Source organism: Flavobacterium sp. DW-iso2 (assembly GCF_058725285.1).
Genome location: NZ_JBZXDY010000004.1, coordinates 39,974 through 60,170 on the forward strand (window position 1 = coordinate 39,974; position 20,197 = coordinate 60,170).

Sequence of the window (20,197 nt, forward strand, 5' to 3'; positions counted from 1 at the left end):
TTTTTTTTGGAGACTATTGATCTTAGCTATTTATAGTAGCAGCTACTAAAGTTACATAATTAATCGAACACCGCCTAATTCAGCAACTCTATAGGAAAAACGATCTCCGGGCGAACCAATAAACATGAAATTTTTTGGTATATTCCATTTTTTAGAAAGTTCATCAATGATTTCTGGGCCAAAAATACCTTCTAGCTCAATGAATTCAATGTCAATTTCTGGATACGCGCGATCCAGAACTTTAAGATCTTTTATGAGTGACTCATCAGATTTTGCTCCTTTAAGTTTTACATTGACGATCCTTAATTTTTTGGTAGACTCGTTATTTTGTACATATTGCATCACTTTATTTAGAATAGCTACATCATCACCTTTAGTAAAAAACACAAACTCTTGTGAATTTATTTTTAAATTCATTTTCATTAAATAGCGATTGCTGAATATCACCATTTTGCGCATTGGTTTGTAAAAATACTCTAAGGCGTCTATCATAAGTTGTATCAGAAAAGATCTACCTAACATGATTGCTATAAAAAGCAACGAAGGAATCAGATATTTGATAAAAGTATAGAAGGAATCTACATTCAATTGAACATTACCCACAAAGGCTACAATTACCAATATTACAGCAAGAACTACTGAAACTCCTCTTGCTTTCTCTGGTCTGGGTAATTTTTTACGTTTGAACTTTAATAATAAATTTCCAAGACCAAATAAGCCCATTACAGCCAAGAAGGAGAAGGTATATACACCAGCCAGTGCAATAAGATTACCTCCTGTAACAAATAGTACAGAAACACAAAGGATTAGAAAACTGATGATAATTCTATAATTAGACCCTCTCTTGTTTTGTTTTAAAAAGTAGTTTGGCAAAATTCTATCTAATGTCATACGATTCAATAAACCAGAAACCCCTACAAATGAGGTTAAAACAGCTCCACATAACACTAAAACAGCATCAATGGAAATAAGATAAGCAAGCCATGATCCTCCTGTTGTTTGTCCCAAGAATGCAAGTAATGATTCTTTATGTTCGCCCACTTCAGCTAAGGGAATAATACAGATTAATAGCAAAGCAATCATTGGATTAAAAAAGCTGACGATAGCCCACATGTTGCGAAGTGTTTTTGGAAATACACCATGTTCCTGCTCTTCAACAAAATTTGCAGAACTTTCAAAACCAGAGATTCCTAACATTGCGGCAGAAAAACCCAAGAAAAGAGCATTGACGATACCACCAGAAGTAACTGGAAGGCTCCAGTTTATATGAAAAGTTTGTAAACCATGATTAAGAAGAAACCATGCAGAAGCTACGACTAATAAACTCAGGGTGGCTAAATGGATTATAAAAATTATTACTGCCACAAATGCAGATTCTCCAATCCCTAAAATTGCCAAACCAGTAAATGCTAATAATACAATAACTGTCGTAATCGTTATATCTATACCAGGAATAATACCATGTAGATAATGCATTCCTTCAGATGCAGAGATTACTGCAGTCGCCATGTAGGATAATACCGTTAATGTTGCGGCAAGAGAAGCCATCTTCTTAGAAGAAGTATTTAACAATACATTGTATGCTCCACCATTAAGGGGAATTGCTCCAACAACTTCACCATATATTTTTCTGAATAAAAATAAAACAACAGCCACAAATAATAATGAAATCCATGCATACTGCCCCGCATACATAATAGTAAGAGCCGAAACATACAAGCACGAAGAACTAATATCATTTCCGCAAATAGCCGTCGCCTGTAATTCATTTAATTTTTTATGTAATACCTTTTTCATTGTATAGTATTTGGATTTATTTCAATTTGCTCCGCAATATAGGCATTTGTGATAAAAGGCCAAATAAGAAAACAGATTCCTTCCTATGGAATATCGTCGAAGCGATTGTAGCACAGTAAAATTATTGATTTACAGGTAATTATATTTTTTTATTTTTTAATATTTTCTTTTACTTAGAAAGAAAGAAAAAAAACCTAGTAGGGAATGAATTATGGAATTTATTCTTCTAATAGTCGTCTGTGGTAATTTAATTAGCCAAGATGATAGGCGAGGCGAGTAGTTAGATGAATCAATATAAATCCGATTGATGTTTTTGTTTCAAAAACTAAAACCGGAAATTCCATTCGCAATTCCTTTTCAGATAGTTTATCGAGCGCATTGTCCACGACTATAATAGTTTCGTCAATTATATGGATTAGCTCCGTTTTTCGGATATCTTTTAATGAAAATTAAAATTCTCGATTTCTTACGTATTTTATGTTCCCGTATGTATTCGAAATATAGCGATTAAGATTTTCCACAATATGCAAACAAAGATTCCCAGCAGAATTACTTATTCCTTTTTCAATCGTCCAAATTTGACTTTCGTTTTAATCGATTTAAATCTCTTAAAAAAATCATTTTTAAAGACTGAAGTATTATAAATTGGTTTGTAGGTATTTTTTAAGCGACTTTAGTGCACTTTTATGAATTTTATTCTGCATGTAACCAGTCCAGCCCAACAGATATCCTTTACATCCTAATGCCTGTTTTGACCATTTCCAGATATCAAAATCATCTGTATGTCGCAGGATTAAACCGTCTTTAAAAAAGAACGCCGCTCTAATATGATTGACTACGGCTCTATTATTTTTACTAAAATTATAAGTAGCTTCCCAATGAGCAGCTCCATGGTAGTCATCTGCTTTTAGTTCTGAAAGCTTAATTTTTACATCTCCATTGCTGCGTGCCATTAACATCTCCCACATTTTACAAGCATCATTTCCTTTCAAAGAACCGAAGATTGGATCACGAAATTCAATATTTGGATGATAGCATGCACACATTGCTGAAGCATCTCCGTTAGCAAAAGCATCGTAAAATTTAGTAATTGTTTTTTCGTTTTCCGTCATAATTAAGTTAAAAAGAGCACTAAAAATAATAAATTTTTCTATTCAAAGTGTTTTTTTTATCAAAATAGATAAGAAATAAACTGTTTTTATTGCTAAAAAAGTTGGTTTTTAGAATCGTAATTTACTTAAACTTATTAAGCTATAGAAATTACTTTTGCAAGATAGACATCTTGTACGGCATTTAGTATTTTCACTCCATCATTAAAAGGACGTTGAAAAGCTTTTCGCCCCATAATTATTCCCGATCCACCAGCACGTTTGTTTATGATAGCAGATTGTACCGCCTCTTTAAAATCACTTGCCCCTTTTGATTCTCCTCCGGAATTTATCATACCAATTCGTCCAGCATAGCAATTCAAAACCTGATACCTGCATAAGTCTATAGGATGGTCACTAGTTAATTTAGTATACATTTCTGGGTCAGTTTTTCCAAACCCAATAGCGGTAAACCCGCCGTTACTTGTTGGTAATTTTTGTTTAATAATATCAGCTTGCAGTGATACTCCTAAATAATTGGCTTGAGCTGTTATGTCTGCAGCTGAATTATAATCAACATTGTCTTTTACAAATGAATTATTTCTAGAATAGCACCAAAGAATAGTCGCCATTCCCAAATTGTGAGCCTCTTCAAATGCTTTTGAAACTTCTATTATTTGTCGATCAGATTCAGCCGACGCAAAATATACAGTTGCACCTATAGCTACCGCCCCCATATTCCAAGCGTCTTTTACACTCGCAAACATTATCTGGTCATATTTTTTGGGGTAAGTTAGTAATTCGTTGTGATTGATCTTTACAACAAAGGGAATTTTATGGGCATATTTTCTGGAAAGCAGGGCTAAGGTGCCCATCGTAGAAGCAATAGCATTGCAACCGGCCTCCATGGCTAGTTTTACAATGTTTTCAGGATCAAAGTACATTGGGTTTGGAGTAAATGAACTTCCAGCAGTATGTTCAATACCTTGGTCTACCGGTAAAATAGAGAGATATCCTGTTCCAGATAATCTACCATGGTTATAAAGCTGAGTTAAGCTTCTGATAGTTTGCCCATTTCGATTGCTTTGTAAAAAAGAGTCTGTAAAACTGGGATGCGGTAATTGAATTTGGTCTTTAGTAACTGTTTTGCAGACATGGTTTAGTAAAAAATCCTTTTTGTCTCCTAATAATTCTAGCAAGCGGTCTATATCTTCCATTTTAAATTTTATTTTAGTGATATCCCATTTCGTTATTAAAAGATGTATATTGAATTATGGTTGATAAGAAGGATAATCAGTATATCCTTTTTCGTCGGCGGTATAAAATAGATCTGCATTAAGATTTTGGGAAAGAGACCAATCATTTTTAAAACGTTCTACTAGATCTGGATTATTTATAAAGGGTCTTCCGAATGCTACCAGATCAGCCAGTCCACTTGCAATCGCCAGCTCTGCGCTTTCTTGGTCAAAACCACCACAAAGAATTAGGGAGTTTCTAAAGTTTTTGCGAATTGTTTTTTTAATATCGATTGGTACAGGAGGTGCTCCCATGGCTGAATGATCTACAAGATGGATATAAGCGATGCCAATTTTATTAAGTTCTTTTGATAGGTAATTGTAGGTTTCGTCTATTTCGGGATAATGTGGCATATCACTAGCAATACCATAAGGAGATAAACGAATTCCCGTTTTATCTTTTCCAATGGCTTCAGCCACGGAAGTTACTACTTCAATCACAAATCGGCATCGATTTTCAATGCTTCCACCATAAGTATCATTCCTAATGTTGCTCACGGGCGATAGAAATTCTTCTAGTAAGTAGCCGTTTGCTCCATGCAGTTCTACGCCATCAAATCCTGCAAATAAGGCGTTTTGTGCAGCGCTAACAAATTCTGTTTTTGCATGTATAATATCTTGTAAACTCATTTCTTTTGGCACAACAAAATCTTGTAATTCCTTCAAGTCAGTCCACATCTGTCCGGCAGCTTTAAGAGCAGAAGGGGCAAGTACCTCACTTTCCAGAGGCATGTTCAAAGGATGGCTTATTCTTCCGGAATGCATTAACTGAACAACGATCTTTCCTCCATTTTTATGTACAGCTTTGGTTATGTTTTTCCAACCACTCACTTGTCGCTCATTGAATATGCCAGGGATTCGCGCATAGCCAAGTCCATTTAGCGATGGTGAGGTACCCTCGGTAATAATTAAACCAGCACTGGAACGCTGCTTATAATATTCAGCCATCAGCTCGTTTGGAACATTTTTTAAAGCTCTGCATCGGGTCATAGGCGCCATGACAACTCTATTTTTTAATTCGATAGAGCCAATCTTTTCGGGAGTGAATAATTGCTGGTTTTTCATTTTTTTTATCTTAAGTCGTTGTTATAAAGATAATTATATTTATTGACTTAAGGGTTTAAAATGATTGTGTAATTGATTGCAGTAGGCACAGAGTTGTATTAGGGATTAATTTTAAACAAAAAAAAGAGGATAGACCGTTAAGTTTCTATCCTCTTTTTTAAATCTAAAAAATAAGTTTGTCGTTAAATGGACTTATTATTTTACAGCTACAATATCAATTATAACAGTTCTGTTGTAAGAACGTTCCTCTGGAGTTTTATTATCAAAAGGAGAGTTGCTGTCATTCTCTCCAAATCCATTTAATTCAAATTTAACATCATTTCTACCCGCTTTAGATAGCGCATTTTCAATGATAGTTTTCACATCGTTTGCACGAGCTAAAGATAAATCTTGATTGTAAACTTCTTCACCTATAACGTCAGTGTGACCATGAACTATTACTGTTGCTCCAACAGGGATTTTTGGTGTAATAACATCAGTCAAATATTTTTCATAGATGGCAATAGCTTTTGATTTATTAAATTCATAAATGATACTATATCTAAGACCTTCTTCTATTTTAGCTGGTGTCCAAAGAACAACATGCATAGGCGCTTCATTTTGTATAACAGCACCACTTTTAGTTTGACCTATCATTTTTACTTTGAAATCTCCTTCTGGACGGCTTCCTAAAATTGCTTTTCCAGGAATACGAACTTCATCTTGAGTATATGGTCCGAAAGATTGTGATTTACCTTTTTCATCAGTTATTTGCAATGACCAAGTAGATAAAGCTTCACCAGCTCCTTTATTGTTAAAAGTTACATAACTTGAAGCTGGAGCTTCTTGAAGTGGAACAATTTTCACCGGTTTTAATTGAGCATCAGGACCACTTTGAAATTCCATTAATAAATCTGGAGAATTACTTTCGATAGAAACTCTGCGGTCTCCTTCACGAAGAAGTCCCAATTCAAGTGTTCCACCTGGCTGTTCTGCTGGAATGTTTGGTTTGGTTTGACCTTTAGTACTTATTCTAGATGGATTTATTGCAAATACATCAACTAAATATGTTTTGATTGATTCTGCCATCGCTAAACCATCTTCCGGTCCTTGTTCTGATGAACCTACCAAAGAAATAGTTGCATTTGGATTTTTCTGCATACGGTCACCAAGGATGTTTAAAACATTGTAATAAACAGTCATTTGTCTTTTTGAACGATCTGATAAATTTTTTGGCGCAAAAACTTCCAATTGGTCTTCTTTGAAATCCTTTACCTGACCTTTGTTTAATAAAACATAACGGTTTGGTATTTCACTTGATCCAGCGTTAAAATACACATAGTTTCTAAGAGGGAAAATTTCAGTAATTCTAAGATCTCCAGGAACATTACTAGGAGAATCTACAGAAAACGAAACTTCTTTATCTGCTACGATATCTGTAGCTTCCTGAATGTTTTTTCCTTGTCCAAATTTAAGTGCAACACCTGCTCTTACAGTTGTATTGTTCCATGTTTCTGTTGAACGTGGATCTTGACCAAAATAAGGTTGGAAAGAAACAAAAGGAGACAATACAAATTGTGTTTTGTTTGCATCTGTTGAAAGTGGAATATCGTAGCCTGCTCCAATTTGCATGGAAACGATTGTTTTTTGAATATTATCAAAATCACCTGTTACTGCAGCGTTAGCTGTTTGTTCTGGGAATGCTGGGTTAGTACCTAATTGATATGTAAATGATTTATCCAAGTTGAAAGCCAAACGTGGTCCACCATATAAATAAAAATTAGATTTAAAAGGAGCAAAACGCACACTTGGTTCTACTGTAATGTAAGTTAAGTCAGTTGATAAATCAGCAGGACAGTCACATGCAGTAATCACTTGGTCAAAATCAGCTTTACGACTATCATAACCAGCTTGTAACATAACACCCCATTTTGAATCAGCAGGACGATACTCTAAAAGTGGCGCAATGAAAAGTCCAGCTCCAAATCCATCATGAAATGCCTTTGGCGACGTAAAACTTGCATTCAATTGTTGCGTTGAACCACGATAAAAATTAAAATTGGCTCCACCTGCTACACCAAAGTACCATGAAGGTTTTGCGTATTTGACTGCAATAGTTTCCTGTGCTTGTACAGCTGTTTGAAAACTTAACATGGCTAAAGCAATCATTCCGATGCTTTTGATGGTAAGATTAGTTGGAGTCCATGCAGTACATGATTTGTCCGTATAAATAGTTTTTAATTTCATTTTTTTTATTATTAGGTTTTATTTAAAATATATCCCGCCCTGAGACGGGATATGTAAAACTTAGGGGTGTTACTTAATTAGCGGGAATATTAATAATGGTATTTACCATAGTAACAGACGCTACTAATGAAATAGCTCTTCCGTTTAATACTGTTTCCTGACCAGGCAACGTAGTACTATTTGCTGGTGCAGACAATGTCACACCCTCTTCTGCAATGATATTTCCAACCATTACACCACCGCCGCCGTAGTTAATTTCTGCTTGGCTACCTACGTACCAATAAACATTATTTGGATTACCAACACCATCCTTGAACTTAACACTTCTAGGTGCTGTTGAAGATCCTACTGTTAAGGAAGATACTGCTTGGAAAATCCAAACCGCGTCTGCATTACCTTGGGCATCTAATTCTAAATCAAGATTTGTAATTTTATATGAATCAACTGATGATTTATAAACACCTGGAGGTAAAGATAGTCCTCCTAGTTCTCCTACACCTATAGCACTTCCACCTGGTTTTGAAGCTGGAGAAATACTATTATAAAGATCTCGTGCTGCATTTAATCCTTCTAGTGCTTTTGCTGCTTTAAGAGCGCTTCCTGGTGCAGGTGCCGCGGCAAAAATTCCACCGTTAACTAAACCATTATTAAGAGTAGTAATTGTATACACCTCAAATGGGGATGCCTTAGTATCTGTGAACCCAGTTACTTTAGTAGATACAGCTGTTGTACCGATAGGACCGTTATTAACTCTTGTGGTTAGTCCTTGATTTGTTATTCCTGCTGTTCCACCAAAAACTCCATAAAATAAATTTGATGTGCTAGGTGCAACTGGTACTGTAGGAGTAATTAATGTTGTAAAGTTCCATATTTTATCATTTGCCAAAGGCACTCCCGCAACATTTTTTGTCGCAATTGTAATTGTAGCAGTATATACTTTTCCTTCCAATAAATTACTGTCTGGATTAAAAGTAGCAATAGTTCCTGCAGTATTAAGAGTTACAACTCCCGGAATAGTTGTTATACCTTGTTTCAAGGTGAAATTAGTATTATTAATTGTTGCTGCATCCATTGGCATATCAAACGTTGCGACAATCGTTTTGTTGACATTTACTCCTGTTGAATTAGGAAAAGGATCTGTAGAAGTCACTATTGGAGCTATTATGGTCCCAGTTGTAAATTTCCAAACATAGTCTGCAGCTATAGACGTATTGTCTAAATTAGTTACAGCTGCTGAAACAGTTGCCGTGTAGACTGTATTTGCTGCCAATGCTAATGTAGGAGTAAATACAGCTGTGTTTCCGCTGTAGGATACAATTCCTGAAACATCAGTAGTTCCTTGTTTTACAGTATATGTGGTCCCAGTGATAGTACTAGCTTTCATTGGCATATTGAATGTTACACTTACTAATTTATTTAAAACTACGTTATTAGCGTTGTTCTCTGGATCAGTTGATGCAACCATTGGAGTTACTGTTAACCCAGTACTAAAAGTCCAATTAGTTTCTGTTTGTAGCGCGTTACCCGTAAGGTCTAATATTGTTCTCTTTATTGTAACATTGTAAGTTGTATTAGGAGAAAGTAAAGCAGATGGCTTGAACGTTGCCGTTTTACCTGCATATGTGATTACACCCGCTACTTGCGAAGTACCATTTAAAGTAAATGAAGACTGATTTATAGTTTCAACATTCATTTCCTCATTAAAGGTTACAGTAATCAATTGATCCAAAGGAACGTTAGTAGCTCCATTGATTGGAGTGGTATTTGTCACAACTGGACAAACGCCATCGACCTCTATAAAATCGTCTTTCGCACAACCGGAAATTAAAGCAATAAATAGTATTGCAAAGGTTAATAGTAAATTTTTAGTTTTCATTTTATTTAAGTTTAGGGGATTAATTATTTTATGAAGCAAAGGTTGGTTTAATTACTTGTACAAGTATTACACTATTAAAAGGTATACTTCTATAATTCACTTATATGAAATGTTAAAAATTAAATAAAGTTATTGTAAATCAAGGTGTTATATATTTAATTTTGTTAAAGAACTGTTATTTGAATAATTTATGCCGCTAAAAAAACTAAAAAAGAGAACTAAAAATGGAAAGTGAATTTGATTTTAAGAAATTAATATCTTAAAATAGTTATTATAAGCATGATTTTTCGCTTAGTTATCATTAGAAAAACAGGTGGAGGATACCAATTTCGGTTTTATAAATAGCGCAGCGTCTCTGAGCGAACTCAAATATTGTAAAGTAGTATTTTTTTGGCTTCTTGTTGAAGATCTAAGATAGGTAGGGAGTTCCTTAATTAATCCATCACGGGACTGTACTGATTCTTCATGCTTTTATTGATTTTAATACGCGAGTGCTTTAGTCACAATTATCAATTCTTCTTTTTAATTTTTTGCTCAGTGTGAGCTAATAAAGGTTTATTAGAAGATTGACAATTAAACTAAAAGGATTACTGGATGTTACTATTTCGTGTCGCTTTCTTAGAAAGAATATAAATTAATAGTATTATTCGAATCATAATAAACAAATTGATTTATTTAAAATATAGAGTGAAATTTTCATTAAAGAAGTAATAATTTCTAGTTGTTATTGCGTCTCGCAACTAAGTTTGTTACGGCAAATTGTAATACGGTTCCAAGTATCCTTTTTATTGGATTGTGGGTTGAACCCAACAATAATTTCTTTGAGATGTAACCAGTAGATAAACCAATCACAGTATTAAGTATATTGTGTTTTAAATCTGGAGACGTGGTCATTTTGTTTAAAGCACTTTTGACTAAGTTTAAAGGCTTTACGCTTTCATAAACAACAAGATATTGTTGTTGTAAGGATTGTAATTCTTCTGTCTTTTTTTGTTCCAACAATAAAATCGTTTGGCTCAAATTTTGTGTCGCGTTCCCTTTTTCCATGCTATTTATTTTTCAGCATTTTGGTAATAATAAAATTACTAACTGGTATTTTAATCCATTGATCTTTATAAGAATATAATACAATAGATAGTACTAAATATAAGGCTGCCATTATGAAGAAGCCGAAATAAAAATTCCCAAGAAGTTCACCAATCCAAAACGAAAGACCAAAGTTTAGAAGTAGCAAAAACATAGCAAAAACAATAGCAATTGTTAATCGCGAGATCAAGGAAGATACAACATCTGCTGAAGTGTCAATAACTTTTAGTTTTGCCAATTCCACAGTTGTGCGAGTATAGTCTTCTACTTTTTCGAAAAGAATTTCTATTGTTGTTGCTCTGTCATTCATAATTTTATTTTAAGCCGATTGAAGTTTAAAAAAACTATTGTTAGATATTGATATTTTTAATATCCATATTTTCAATGTCTTTTTTAGTTTTCTCAAATTTAGATTTACCTTCCTCAAAAAGACCTTGTCCTTCTTCTTTAAGAACATCATATTTTTTTGAAAGTGTTTCTAATGCAGAATCAAATTTATCTTTTAATTCGTCTTTATAATCGTTGCTTACGTTTTTAATTTTCTTTCTTGTTTTTTTTCCTTTTTCTGGAGCAAACAATATTCCCATTATTGCACCCGCTGCAAGACCACCTAAAACGCCTAATATTACTTTATCTGTTTTCATAATTTTATTTTTAATATGTATATAATTGTATTTTATAATCTTCTTCCTTGGATAAGTCTTAATAGTACCGCAATTACTGCAATTACTAGTAATACATGTATGATTCCTCCCGCGCTAAATGCGAAGAATCCGATTGCCCAAAAAATGATTAAAATTACTGCCAGTGTGTAAAGAAGATTGCTCATGATTTCTATTTTTTATGGATTAGTTATTGTTTTTTAAGGACCGTGATTCTCTTTTTGAATCCCACTTTTATTTTTAGTTAAGTCGTAGACCAACATATACATTAAAGACACTGTTTTTAGCATCTGGATCCGCAAAGCTTCCTTCTTTGAATACTTTTGTTAAACCGTAATTGTATCTTACTCCAAAGTTAACTATTTCTAAATCAACTCCTACTCCTCCTGAAAGACCAGCATCAAACCTTTTGAAATCATTAGTGTCTAATCTAGTTTCAGAGGTAAATAGGTTTGAATCGTTTGTTGTTTTACCACTTACCATATAAGCTGCATACGGTCCAGCATGTATGTTTAAAGCATCTGTAAGATTGAAAACTAGTAGTACAGGAACTTCAATATAGTTTATTTTGAATTGTGCTGTTCCATTTGCAAAAGCATTATTGTAGGTAAGTTCAGCACCTTTAGTAGTATACGATATTTCAGGTTGTATGGATACAGAATTTGTAATTGGGAATTTAGCGTACAAACCTGCATTGAAACCTGTTAACATATTATTGTCGTCTACATTATCAGTATACATATTGGAAAAGTTAAGACCCCCTTTGAACCCAAATGCTGGAGTAGTTGATTTTATGTCTTGCGCATTTGATGCATTAAATGCAAAGCACGTTAGTAAAAAAGTAGCTAACGTCAGTTGTTTTGATTTTTTCATTTTGTTTGTTTTAAAATTTAATTTTTTTGTGCCTGATTGTCTTACAAAGTTCGGGAACTTGATCAGGAAAGTTCTTATATAACTTTTGATAAATGTTATATTATTTACGGTTAGATGATTAATGTTTACTGATTTGCATTTCTATAGTATTTAGCATTTGAAATAATGGAGGCTTTTTTTTTAACTCAAGCCGCTACTTTACAGCCTATTAATAATTTGATATAATTCTTGCCTTGTTTTGCCAAACTTAACTTGAAGCTTTGTTATCATTTCTTCTTCTTTGCCTTCGAGAAATAATAATTCAGTATCAGTTAAAGCCGCAATTTTTTTTTTGAGATGCTCCTTTTGCTCTTTCCATGTCTCTTTGAGATCTTTCTTTTGCATTTTAATGTAATTTATATTCTTTACTCAGTATGCTGCAAAGTTGGGCAGTTATGAGTTTAAATGTGTTACATAACTTTTATAAGAAGTTATATGATTCACTTATTTTGGGAATAAATAAATTTTAAGAATTATAATAAATTAAGGGTCAATTTAAATTGGCACAAAAAAAAACACCTCATTTCTTTTTAAGAAATGAGGTGTTTAAAATGATTTACTTTATGCTGCACTAGGACAAAGTAATAGCTGCGATAATTTTTGTTTGACCTATTTCTACATCAATATTTTCTATAGTAACTTCCTTTAGGGCGGGAGTTAAAATTACATCTGGTGTGATGGTTAAAGTGTATTTTCCTGCTGGAAGTCCCATTAGTAGAAAGTTTCCTTCAACATTTACATTGGTGGAATAACTTAACCCAGAAACAACTTCAGTGGCAGTAGCTACGGCTAAAGATCCAATAGGTGTAATAGTACCTTTGATAGCTCCGCTTATTGCAGTTTCAACAGTTCTAATAACGGGTTTCAATTTATAACCGCCATTACCTAACTTAACAATTGACTTATTAGCATCAAAATCAAGAGGAACATGGTACATTATACCTTCCTGTAATGTTTGGTTTACCTGAAGCTTTAGGCCAGACTGCTCAGCGCTTGGAGTACTCAATGGATAAGTTATACCGTCTAATACGACTGTGTTTCTTGTTCCTAATATAAGTCTTATTTGAGATATCTTAGAAATTTCTAATGTGTCAGTAGCGATAAGTTTTTCCACTCCATTTGATAACGTAAGAAGATCATAAATACCAGGAATGACGTTCAGTGTTATTGTTTCTGCTCCATCACCTTTTATTTCAACACCTATCACATCAACATTTACTTCTTGATAAGGACCTGGCGCATCAGTCATACTTACTGAGTAGGGGTAGCTTCCGGTTGTACTATCATTATTACATGAGTTCAATAGGAATCCAAACATGATAAAAGCTAGAATTACATTTAATTTTTTCATTTTTTTATTCTTAAGGGATTAATTTTAATATTTATTAATTATGTAAAGGTTCCGCTATTAGCTCAACGGAGTGTTACACGATTTTAGTATTAAGTTTCATTATTTACGTGTTAAATCTTGAAATAATCAATAATGGCAAGGCTTTTCCTATGATGAAGAATTAAGTTATAGAATTGATAAGGTATTAAAAACACATAGTAAATATTTCTTTAATGTTGAATTACTTTGCTGCTTCATTTTTTTCTTTTTCTTTTTCTAACTCTTTAATTTTCTTTTCTTCTGCTTTTTTCTTTTTATTAAAGTACCCTTTTAGTAAAAAATTATGTTTTGCCGCTTCCATATTCTCGCTCAGTCCTTTAGACCCAGTTTGGAGATTGGTTAGTGTTTTTGTTAGGCTGTTTGCAAATTTTTCATCAGTGATTAATTTTGATAGTGCCCCGTTTCCATTATTCATTTTATAAGTGAATTCAGCAAGTTCATTTGTTATGATACCAGCATTGTCCATACTTACTTTAATGCTTCTCATGATTTCATCCATTTCAATTGCTTGAATTGATTTTATGGTCGCATTATCTTTTACGATGCTCTTCGAATTAGTTCCCGGAGATATAGTAAGAACTTTATCTCCCATTAATCCATCTGACCCAATACTAGCAACAGCATCGCTTTTAATGAACTGTTGTACTTCTTCTTTAATTAATAATCGAACAACTACTGATGTATCCGTTACTAACTGTATTTCGCTTACTGTACCAACATTGATTCCCGAAAAAAGCACATTATTTCCGATTTCCAACCCGCTAACATTTTTGAAATTTGAATTTAAACGAAAGGTAGAACCAAACATGTTTTTTTGTTTTCCAACAAAATAAATGGTTGATGTAAACGCCACTAATCCTATTAAAACAAACATTCCTAATTTCCAAGTGCTCCCTGATTTGCTGTTCATAACTAACTTCTTAAATTTAATAATTATATAAAAAAGGAGCGTACCCATTGGTCTTCACTCGCTTCTAGTTCTTGATAACTGCCCTCTGCATGAATTACTCCATCCTTCAGAATCATAATACGGTCAGCTGTAAGTTTTGCACAGGCCATATCGTGTGTAATAATAATGGAAGAGGTTTTGTTTTTTTTCTTAATTTCTAAAATCAACTCGCTTATTTCCCGTGATGTAATTGTATCTAAACCAGTTGTGGGTTCATCATATAGAATGATCTCAGGTTTCAAGATTAGTGTGCGTGCAAGCGCAATTCTTTTTCGCATTCCTCCTGATAATTCTGAGGGCATTTTATTTATAGCTTCTGCTAAACCTACACTTTCTAATACCTCTTCAATTTGCTTTTCAACTTCTTGATAGGTCAAATTGGATGCATGACGTTTTAAGGTGAATGCCAGATTTTGTTTAACGGTCATTGAATCATATAAAGCAGAATTTTGAAATAAGAAACCAATTCTAATTCGAACTTCATTAAGTTGATGAGTGGCTAAATTCAATACATTATGACCAAATACTTTTATCTCTCCTTTATCGGGTAAAACTAGACCCACGATGCATTTTATTGTTATGGATTTACCAGAACCAGATCTTCCTAATATCACTAGATCTTCTCCTTTATTTAAGGAAAGACTAACTCCTTTTAGGACATGATTATTTTCTCCAAAGGTTTTAAAGAGTCCTTTGATTTCTATAACAGGTCCTTTATCCTCAATAGAGGCTTGAGGAAGTATAGTTGTTGATTCTTTCTCCATTTTAAAATAGTAAATCAGTTAATTGAACGGCTAACATATCGATGATGAAAATAGTAAGTGAGGCAGTTACTACAGCTGAATTTGCAGCTTGACCCACACTTGCTGTACCATTTTCAGCATTGAATCCTTTGTAACACCCAATCATCCCGATAAAGAAACCAAAAAAGAATGTTTTGATTGTCGCCGGAATAATATCTACGAATGCAAGGGAATCGAATACCTTTGATATATAACGAAAAAAGCTAACGTCTCCATGCATGTTTATACCAATATACCCACCAAACATGCCAATTCCATCAGCAAATATTACTAGTATTGGAACCATAAGCGTTGTTGCTAAAATACGGGTCACCACTAGGTATTTGAACGGATTAATTGCCGCTACTTCCATAGCATCTATTTGTTCTGTTACTTTCATAGAACCTAGCTCAGCTCCTATACCTGATGAAATTTTCCCAGCACAGATTAGTGCGGTGATAACGGGCGCAATTTCTCTAATCAATGAAAGTGCCACCATACCGGGTAACCAAGATTCAGCACCAAATTTAGCTAGGGTAGGGCGAGATTGAAGAGTTAGTACTAATCCCATGATAAAACCTGTTATAGCAACTAAGGGAATAGATTTATACCCTATAATATAACATTGTTTCATGAATTCTTTAAATTCATAAGGAGGAGAAAAAACCTCTTTAAAAAACTTTGTTGCAAATAATGTAACATTACCTACATCATTAAAAATATTTTTTAGATAAACTGTCAAAGCTTCATATGTAATAGAGATTAATAATTAGTACTTGTTGTAATTTTGTATAATAAGGGTTGGATTTATTTAAAGAATTAATTTTATTTTGCTTTAAAAAGCATTTTTAAATGATTTCATTTTATTATGCTACAAAGGTCTTCGTTATCCAATGGACTATTGTTGCATAATATTGAGATAAATTTATATTTTTCACAGTTTTTTTATCGAAAGTGGAAGGAATTAAATAGTCTGGTTTAAAATCGATTTTGGAATCTAGCTTCTAAATAATGACTTTAAATCAAGTTTAGTTTATTAATTGTGGGGTTAGTTTTCTGTAAAATATTTATTTATAAAGGCATGTTGTTGGTTTACACTCATTTTGTCTGTTTCTTTTATTTCAACTTTCATTTTCACAAAACGATGATCTTCGCTTAAAACATCAAATAATTCCACTTTGGCATCTGTTGGGCCAAAAAGGACTATTTGTTTGTAGTTTTTAATGGCTTCGCCTATTTTGTTATAATAAGCATATAAAACATATTGTTCGTTATTAATTGATAATTCGGTTTTTTTTGAAATAGACTGTTCTTTTTTTCTTTCAATAAATTCAGATTCAATTGTTTTTATATCAAAAGGATTGTTTGTGAATTCCATTAAATATGCAATAGAATGATCCATCCATACTCCTAATTTTTTTACTTTTTTCATGATATTCATTTGTTTATGGAAATGCTAAAAAAATAAGTATAGAATTTCATAGTTTGTAATACATTAAAATTCAGTATTTTAATATAAAATTATGTTATACAACTTTTGAATAAACTTATATAATTTACAGATGTAATAAGATAGAGGTAGAAATTGTGACGGAGTTTAATCTGGACTAGATTTAGTTAATTAATCATAATTGATTATTAATTTATCATGAAAATTGGATCATTTAAGGAGCAATAAAGGAATCAGCTAATTATATTTTTTTACTATTGGAAGATTCTTTTTTTGCGATTGTGGTGGGAGCAATAGTGCCAGAGTAAAATTTGGCGTAAGCAGCTGTAAATTCGGCGCCAAAAAACAGAATCATAGAAGAGTATGAAACCCATAATAAAATTAAAATTATGGAACCCGCAACTCCATAAATAGATGCTGGATTGGCTGTGCTGAAATAAAAGGCTAATACTGTTTTGCCAATGGTAAATAGAATTCCAGTTACTATAGATCCTAGCCAAACATGCTTCCATTTAATTTTGGCATCCGGTAAAATTTTAAACATTAGTGCAAAAAGTACCGATATCACCCCAAAGGAAAATAAAAAATTTAATATATTGAAAAAAAGGATAGTGGAGTCATCCGTATATCCTTTGATCCAATTAGCCATACTGGATAAACTGGCACTGATAACCAAAGAGACCAGAAGTAAAAAAGCGATGGCTAATATTAGCCCAAAGGAAAATAATCTTGCTTTTAGAATAGTTAAAATCCCTTTTTGTGGAAGTACTTCTACATGCCAAATCAAGTTGAGAGATTTTTGCAATTCAACAAATACAGCTGTTGATCCAACAAGTAAAATAGTGACGCCAATTATAGATCCCCATACCGTAGATTTTGATTCGGTAGATTTAATTAGAATTTGACTGATCTGGATTGACGTTTCTGTTCCCATAGTGCTCGAAATCTGTTCTAAGATATTTTTATTTACAACGTCATTTCCAAAGAAATAACCAGCAATAGAAATGATTAACACTAATAATCCTGGTATACTAAAAATGGAATAATAGGCAATAACAGCGCTTTGTCTAAAAGGATCTTTATCGTTCCAAGCGGCAAAAGTTGTTGATAGTAGCGTGACTGTATCCTTAGTTTTAAATTGCATTTTTTGCTGTTTATAGGATTTTTAAAATTTACAAAGGTCTTTTTTTAGGCGTTTAAAGTATTGTGTAACTTTCTAAATAAATTATACTATTTACACTTTTATTATACAATGTTTTCTTCTATTCGAAAATAAAAATAGCTCTACCTAAAAAAGGGTTGCATTTTACTGCAACCCTTTAACCAAACCAAACCAAAAAAAATTATTAAAATGATCCGCTTTTTTAATTTATGTAAAAAAGCGACAATCTTTTTATCGTGACTTTCCTAATTAATATCTTTTCTAGATATTATAAATTTCTTGTGCTAAGGATTATTTCCTTATCAGGGTACTGAACTTCTGCATCTTCTTCAGCAGTTATAAATATTTTCGTAGGCTTTATTGGAGTAACTGTTTCAAAAGTCGCTTTCAATTTTGAAGACAAAAATTTTGAATCACTTTTTATCTGACCAATATTTTTAACCATTGAATCGTCTGATTCCATCCATACGACGTAAGCCTTTTTTGATGACTCAAGTCTCTTTACTTCTGCCAAGTTCTCCAATTTAATTTGAATCAGGTAGTTCTTATTATTATCTTTTGTTATCTTGACATCACCACGCGCTGCTGGAACAATAGTTGAAGTTTGAAAAGCAACCTTTTTGGAGCAAGAAGTAAAGGAGGCTGTAAACAGGATTAATAATAGGCCTAAAAAGAAGTTTTTTGTAATTGTACTTAAAGTAGTTTTTTTCATGATGTTTGTAATTTTGATGTGCTATTTAATAAATTTTTATAAAAATTGATTGAAAATTCACTCCTTAGTTAAAACGAGTCCCGTAAGGTTCCTTCAATAAATAAGAAGGAGCGAGTATAAATTGTCTAGCTTAAATACCTTCTTAATATCCATGCTATTGTTTCGTGTTCTTGTAACATTCCCGTTAGAAAATCAGCAGTACCAATATCTTTGTTTTCTTTTTCAGATACTTCGATTCCAGTACGAAGCGAAACAATAACTGTTTCATGATCATTTAATAACTCTGCTAACATTTCTTTTTGAGATGGATACTTACTAGGTGATTCTTTAAGGTGGGTAAGTTTAGAAAACTCTGCCATTGTTCCAATTGTTTTACCTCCAAGTTTGTTGATGCGTTCAGCAATTTCATCTATACTTTCTTCTAATTGTTTGTATTGATTTTCAAACAATTTGTGTATTTCCATAAAGCTCTCTCCGCAAACGTTCCAATGGAATTTTCTTGTTTTAATATACAGCGTCATCCCATCTGCTAAAACGGAGGATAGCAATGTAACGCTGTTTGCTAAATGATTTTCTGTAATTCCAATTTGTGGTTTCATAATGCTAAATTTTATATTTTAATAGTGTATTGAATCAGTAACCATTTTGAATTTTAATAGTTATTGTGCAGCATAAAGCTTTTAAACTGATTTAAAAATTTTAAAAATAATTATTTTTTATCTTTTGCAACAAGGACAACACCACCGATGATTAGTACAACGCCAACGATTGGTGACCATTGAACAGGATGATTTTGTTGTTTGTTTATCTCTATTGGCCCTATGTCTACGACCTTTTCAGTAGTCACATAATTAAATCCGGTATAAAACACCATAATAGCTCCAATGATTATTATTAGTATTCCTATGTTTTTTGCATTCATCGATGTTACGTTTTTGATGTTAAAATTTGACTGTTCCTGTTTTTTAAAATGCTATATGGTAGGTGTATCTGTATTTAATAATCCATTCAAAAAACAGTACATTTTTAAATCTGATCGTAAATATTTAAATCAGCTAATTTTATGTAAAAAATTGATTTATCAAACTATCTAAAGATACCATTCAAAAATTTGTAATCAAATAAAAATTGTATTTCTTTCTAATTTTAATAAATTTACAATCACATACAGCCTAATTATGATTAATCAGTTCCAATTGATTCCTCCAGTAATAGCAATGAGGCTATTTCAATTTTGATATTACTTATGATTCGTCCTTTGTAGTTCTAACTAGACTTATTCCTGATGTAAAGAATATTAGTCCTAGTATTCCGTAGATTATTAACGCTTTAATATCTTGATTACCGCCTGAGGTATTCATAAATAATACTGCCGCATATATTAGCGCTCCGATACCAAGGGCTGTAAGTAAAGCCCCAAAGATTCTTTTAAGATTCATAATTTTATTTTTTTAGATTTATAAATTTCATAACTTTTTTTTATAGATAGGATCAATTGAATTAAGAACTGAAAAGCCCAAAAGCATTAAGTATCCATATGATAGTCACAATTATAATTAGTGAATTGAATATATTTTTTATTGTAATATCCATAGGAACATAAGTATTTATCAGCCAAAGAACAGCTCCGATAACAATAAAAGCTAACAATATGCTAATTAATGACATGATGATAATTTCTAATTATATTATAATCAAAGGTAAAGCTCTTATAGGCAGTATGTTTTATATAATTTGGATGAAAA

23 protein-coding genes are annotated in these 20,197 nt (G+C 32.6%); all 23 read right to left on the reverse strand.

Annotation, left to right across the window (positions count from 1 at the left end; all coding sequences use genetic code 11):
• Positions 1–51 precede the first annotated feature (51 nt).
• On the reverse strand, positions 52–1,797 hold the full coding sequence (locus AC4PRO_RS04075; protein WP_074724260.1) for an APC family permease: 1,746 nt from the start codon (positions 1,795–1,797) through the stop codon (positions 52–54).
• A gap of 638 nt (positions 1,798–2,435) precedes the next feature.
• On the reverse strand, positions 2,436–2,909 hold the full coding sequence (locus AC4PRO_RS04080; protein WP_492116419.1) for a nuclear transport factor 2 family protein: 474 nt from the start codon (positions 2,907–2,909) through the stop codon (positions 2,436–2,438).
• A 134-nt stretch (positions 2,910–3,043) separates the two neighbouring features.
• Positions 3,044–4,102, reverse strand: a complete 1,059-nt coding sequence (locus AC4PRO_RS04085) for a class I fructose-bisphosphate aldolase (protein WP_492116420.1) — start codon at positions 4,100–4,102, stop codon at positions 3,044–3,046.
• Between the two features lie 54 nt (positions 4,103–4,156).
• Positions 4,157–5,245, reverse strand: coding sequence for an alkene reductase (locus AC4PRO_RS04090; RefSeq protein WP_492116421.1), 1,089 nt, complete (start codon positions 5,243–5,245; stop codon positions 4,157–4,159).
• Positions 5,246–5,440: 195 nt separating this feature from the next.
• Positions 5,441–7,471 carry an OmpA family protein gene (locus AC4PRO_RS04095; protein ID WP_492116422.1) on the reverse strand — a complete coding sequence of 677 codons (2,031 nt, stop codon included), beginning with the start codon at positions 7,469–7,471 and terminating at the stop codon, positions 5,441–5,443.
• Positions 7,472–7,544: 73 nt separating this feature from the next.
• The gene (locus AC4PRO_RS04100) at positions 7,545–9,347 is read right to left on the reverse strand and encodes an Ig-like domain-containing protein (RefSeq protein WP_492116423.1); all 1,803 of its coding nucleotides are present in this window, start codon (positions 9,345–9,347) and stop codon (positions 7,545–7,547) included.
• A gap of 717 nt (positions 9,348–10,064) precedes the next feature.
• Positions 10,065–10,394, reverse strand: coding sequence for a hypothetical protein (locus AC4PRO_RS04105; protein WP_074724254.1), 330 nt, complete (start codon positions 10,392–10,394; stop codon positions 10,065–10,067).
• A 1-nt stretch (position 10,395) separates the two neighbouring features.
• Positions 10,396–10,743 (reverse strand): hypothetical protein, encoded by a 348-nt coding sequence (locus AC4PRO_RS04110; protein ID WP_492116424.1) that lies wholly within the window; start codon positions 10,741–10,743, stop codon positions 10,396–10,398.
• Between the two features lie 40 nt (positions 10,744–10,783).
• The gene (locus AC4PRO_RS04115; RefSeq protein WP_074724252.1) at positions 10,784–11,077 is read right to left on the reverse strand and encodes a YtxH domain-containing protein; all 294 of its coding nucleotides are present in this window, start codon (positions 11,075–11,077) and stop codon (positions 10,784–10,786) included.
• A 32-nt stretch (positions 11,078–11,109) separates the two neighbouring features.
• A complete protein-coding gene (locus AC4PRO_RS04120) occupies positions 11,110–11,262 on the reverse strand; it encodes a lmo0937 family membrane protein (protein ID WP_139174262.1) in 153 nt (50 codons plus the stop codon).
• A gap of 73 nt (positions 11,263–11,335) precedes the next feature.
• The gene (locus tag AC4PRO_RS04125) at positions 11,336–11,968 is read right to left on the reverse strand and encodes a porin family protein (RefSeq protein ID WP_492116425.1); all 633 of its coding nucleotides are present in this window, start codon (positions 11,966–11,968) and stop codon (positions 11,336–11,338) included.
• A gap of 198 nt (positions 11,969–12,166) precedes the next feature.
• Positions 12,167–12,352, reverse strand: coding sequence for a CsbD family protein (locus AC4PRO_RS04130; protein ID WP_074724250.1), 186 nt, complete (start codon positions 12,350–12,352; stop codon positions 12,167–12,169).
• A gap of 226 nt (positions 12,353–12,578) precedes the next feature.
• Positions 12,579–13,358: a DUF4382 domain-containing protein gene (locus AC4PRO_RS04135; RefSeq protein ID WP_492116426.1), complete on the reverse strand. Its 780-nt coding sequence runs from the start codon at positions 13,356–13,358 to the stop codon at positions 12,579–12,581.
• A gap of 220 nt (positions 13,359–13,578) precedes the next feature.
• Positions 13,579–14,307, reverse strand: coding sequence for an MlaD family protein (locus tag AC4PRO_RS04140; RefSeq protein ID WP_492116427.1), 729 nt, complete (start codon positions 14,305–14,307; stop codon positions 13,579–13,581).
• Between the two features lie 23 nt (positions 14,308–14,330).
• Positions 14,331–15,110: an ABC transporter ATP-binding protein gene (locus tag AC4PRO_RS04145; protein WP_492116428.1), complete on the reverse strand. Its 780-nt coding sequence runs from the start codon at positions 15,108–15,110 to the stop codon at positions 14,331–14,333.
• A 1-nt stretch (position 15,111) separates the two neighbouring features.
• Entirely contained in the window at positions 15,112–15,870 is a 759-nt protein-coding gene (locus AC4PRO_RS04150; RefSeq protein ID WP_074724247.1) for an MlaE family ABC transporter permease, read from the reverse strand.
• 306 nt (positions 15,871–16,176) lie between these two features.
• On the reverse strand, positions 16,177–16,560 hold the full coding sequence (locus AC4PRO_RS04155; protein WP_492116429.1) for a hypothetical protein: 384 nt from the start codon (positions 16,558–16,560) through the stop codon (positions 16,177–16,179).
• Positions 16,561–16,819: 259 nt separating this feature from the next.
• The gene (locus AC4PRO_RS04160) at positions 16,820–17,722 is read right to left on the reverse strand and encodes a YihY/virulence factor BrkB family protein (RefSeq protein ID WP_492116430.1); all 903 of its coding nucleotides are present in this window, start codon (positions 17,720–17,722) and stop codon (positions 16,820–16,822) included.
• A gap of 286 nt (positions 17,723–18,008) precedes the next feature.
• Positions 18,009–18,452 (reverse strand): hypothetical protein, encoded by a 444-nt coding sequence (locus AC4PRO_RS04165; protein WP_492116431.1) that lies wholly within the window; start codon positions 18,450–18,452, stop codon positions 18,009–18,011.
• 125 nt (positions 18,453–18,577) lie between these two features.
• Entirely contained in the window at positions 18,578–19,051 is a 474-nt protein-coding gene (locus AC4PRO_RS04170; protein WP_074724243.1) for a Dps family protein, read from the reverse strand.
• A 110-nt stretch (positions 19,052–19,161) separates the two neighbouring features.
• Complete coding sequence (locus AC4PRO_RS04175; RefSeq protein WP_074724242.1) at positions 19,162–19,374, reverse strand: hypothetical protein; 213 nt, start codon at positions 19,372–19,374, stop codon at positions 19,162–19,164.
• 322 nt (positions 19,375–19,696) lie between these two features.
• On the reverse strand, positions 19,697–19,891 hold the full coding sequence (locus tag AC4PRO_RS04180; RefSeq protein ID WP_074724241.1) for a hypothetical protein: 195 nt from the start codon (positions 19,889–19,891) through the stop codon (positions 19,697–19,699).
• Positions 19,892–19,952: 61 nt separating this feature from the next.
• The gene (locus AC4PRO_RS04185; RefSeq protein WP_317040297.1) at positions 19,953–20,120 is read right to left on the reverse strand and encodes a Thivi_2564 family membrane protein; all 168 of its coding nucleotides are present in this window, start codon (positions 20,118–20,120) and stop codon (positions 19,953–19,955) included.
• Positions 20,121–20,197 lie beyond the last annotated feature (77 nt).

What these genes read in the sequence shown, in the direction of transcription:
- AC4PRO_RS04125 (WP_492116425.1), bottom strand. Translation starts at nt 11,968, where the DNA reads ATGAAAAAATCAAAACAACTGACGTTAGCTACTTTTTTACTAACGTGC.
- AC4PRO_RS04135 (WP_492116426.1), bottom strand. Translation starts at nt 13,358, where the DNA reads ATGAAAAAATTAAATGTAATTCTAGCTTTTATCATGTTTGGATTCCTA.
- AC4PRO_RS04155 (WP_492116429.1), bottom strand. Translation starts at nt 16,560, where the DNA reads ATGAAAAAAGTAAAAAAATTAGGAGTATGGATGGATCATTCTATTGCA.
- AC4PRO_RS04115 (WP_074724252.1), bottom strand. Translation starts at nt 11,077, where the DNA reads ATGAAAACAGATAAAGTAATATTAGGCGTTTTAGGTGGTCTTGCAGCG.
- AC4PRO_RS04180 (WP_074724241.1), bottom strand. Translation starts at nt 19,891, where the DNA reads ATGAATCTTAAAAGAATCTTTGGGGCTTTACTTACAGCCCTTGGTATC.
- AC4PRO_RS04095 (WP_492116422.1), bottom strand. Translation starts at nt 7,471, where the DNA reads ATGAAATTAAAAACTATTTATACGGACAAATCATGTACTGCATGGACT.
- AC4PRO_RS04080 (WP_492116419.1), bottom strand. Translation starts at nt 2,909, where the DNA reads ATGACGGAAAACGAAAAAACAATTACTAAATTTTACGATGCTTTTGCT.
- AC4PRO_RS04075 (WP_074724260.1), bottom strand. Translation starts at nt 1,797, where the DNA reads ATGAAAAAGGTATTACATAAAAAATTAAATGAATTACAGGCGACGGCT.
- AC4PRO_RS04110 (WP_492116424.1), bottom strand. Translation starts at nt 10,743, where the DNA reads ATGAATGACAGAGCAACAACAATAGAAATTCTTTTCGAAAAAGTAGAA.
- AC4PRO_RS04160 (WP_492116430.1), bottom strand. Translation starts at nt 17,722, where the DNA reads ATGCAATTTAAAACTAAGGATACAGTCACGCTACTATCAACAACTTTT.
- AC4PRO_RS04105 (WP_074724254.1), bottom strand. Translation starts at nt 10,394, where the DNA reads ATGGAAAAAGGGAACGCGACACAAAATTTGAGCCAAACGATTTTATTG.
- AC4PRO_RS04085 (WP_492116420.1), bottom strand. Translation starts at nt 4,102, where the DNA reads ATGGAAGATATAGACCGCTTGCTAGAATTATTAGGAGACAAAAAGGAT.
- AC4PRO_RS04165 (WP_492116431.1), bottom strand. Translation starts at nt 18,452, where the DNA reads ATGAAAAAAACTACTTTAAGTACAATTACAAAAAACTTCTTTTTAGGC.
- AC4PRO_RS04100 (WP_492116423.1), bottom strand. Translation starts at nt 9,347, where the DNA reads ATGAAAACTAAAAATTTACTATTAACCTTTGCAATACTATTTATTGCT.
- AC4PRO_RS04140 (WP_492116427.1), bottom strand. Translation starts at nt 14,307, where the DNA reads ATGAACAGCAAATCAGGGAGCACTTGGAAATTAGGAATGTTTGTTTTA.
- AC4PRO_RS04120 (WP_139174262.1), bottom strand. Translation starts at nt 11,262, where the DNA reads ATGAGCAATCTTCTTTACACACTGGCAGTAATTTTAATCATTTTTTGG.
- AC4PRO_RS04185 (WP_317040297.1), bottom strand. Translation starts at nt 20,120, where the DNA reads ATGTCATTAATTAGCATATTGTTAGCTTTTATTGTTATCGGAGCTGTT.
- AC4PRO_RS04130 (WP_074724250.1), bottom strand. Translation starts at nt 12,352, where the DNA reads ATGCAAAAGAAAGATCTCAAAGAGACATGGAAAGAGCAAAAGGAGCAT.
- AC4PRO_RS04170 (WP_074724243.1), bottom strand. Translation starts at nt 19,051, where the DNA reads ATGAAACCACAAATTGGAATTACAGAAAATCATTTAGCAAACAGCGTT.
- AC4PRO_RS04090 (WP_492116421.1), bottom strand. Translation starts at nt 5,245, where the DNA reads ATGAAAAACCAGCAATTATTCACTCCCGAAAAGATTGGCTCTATCGAA.
- AC4PRO_RS04175 (WP_074724242.1), bottom strand. Translation starts at nt 19,374, where the DNA reads ATGAATGCAAAAAACATAGGAATACTAATAATAATCATTGGAGCTATT.
- AC4PRO_RS04145 (WP_492116428.1), bottom strand. Translation starts at nt 15,110, where the DNA reads ATGGAGAAAGAATCAACAACTATACTTCCTCAAGCCTCTATTGAGGAT.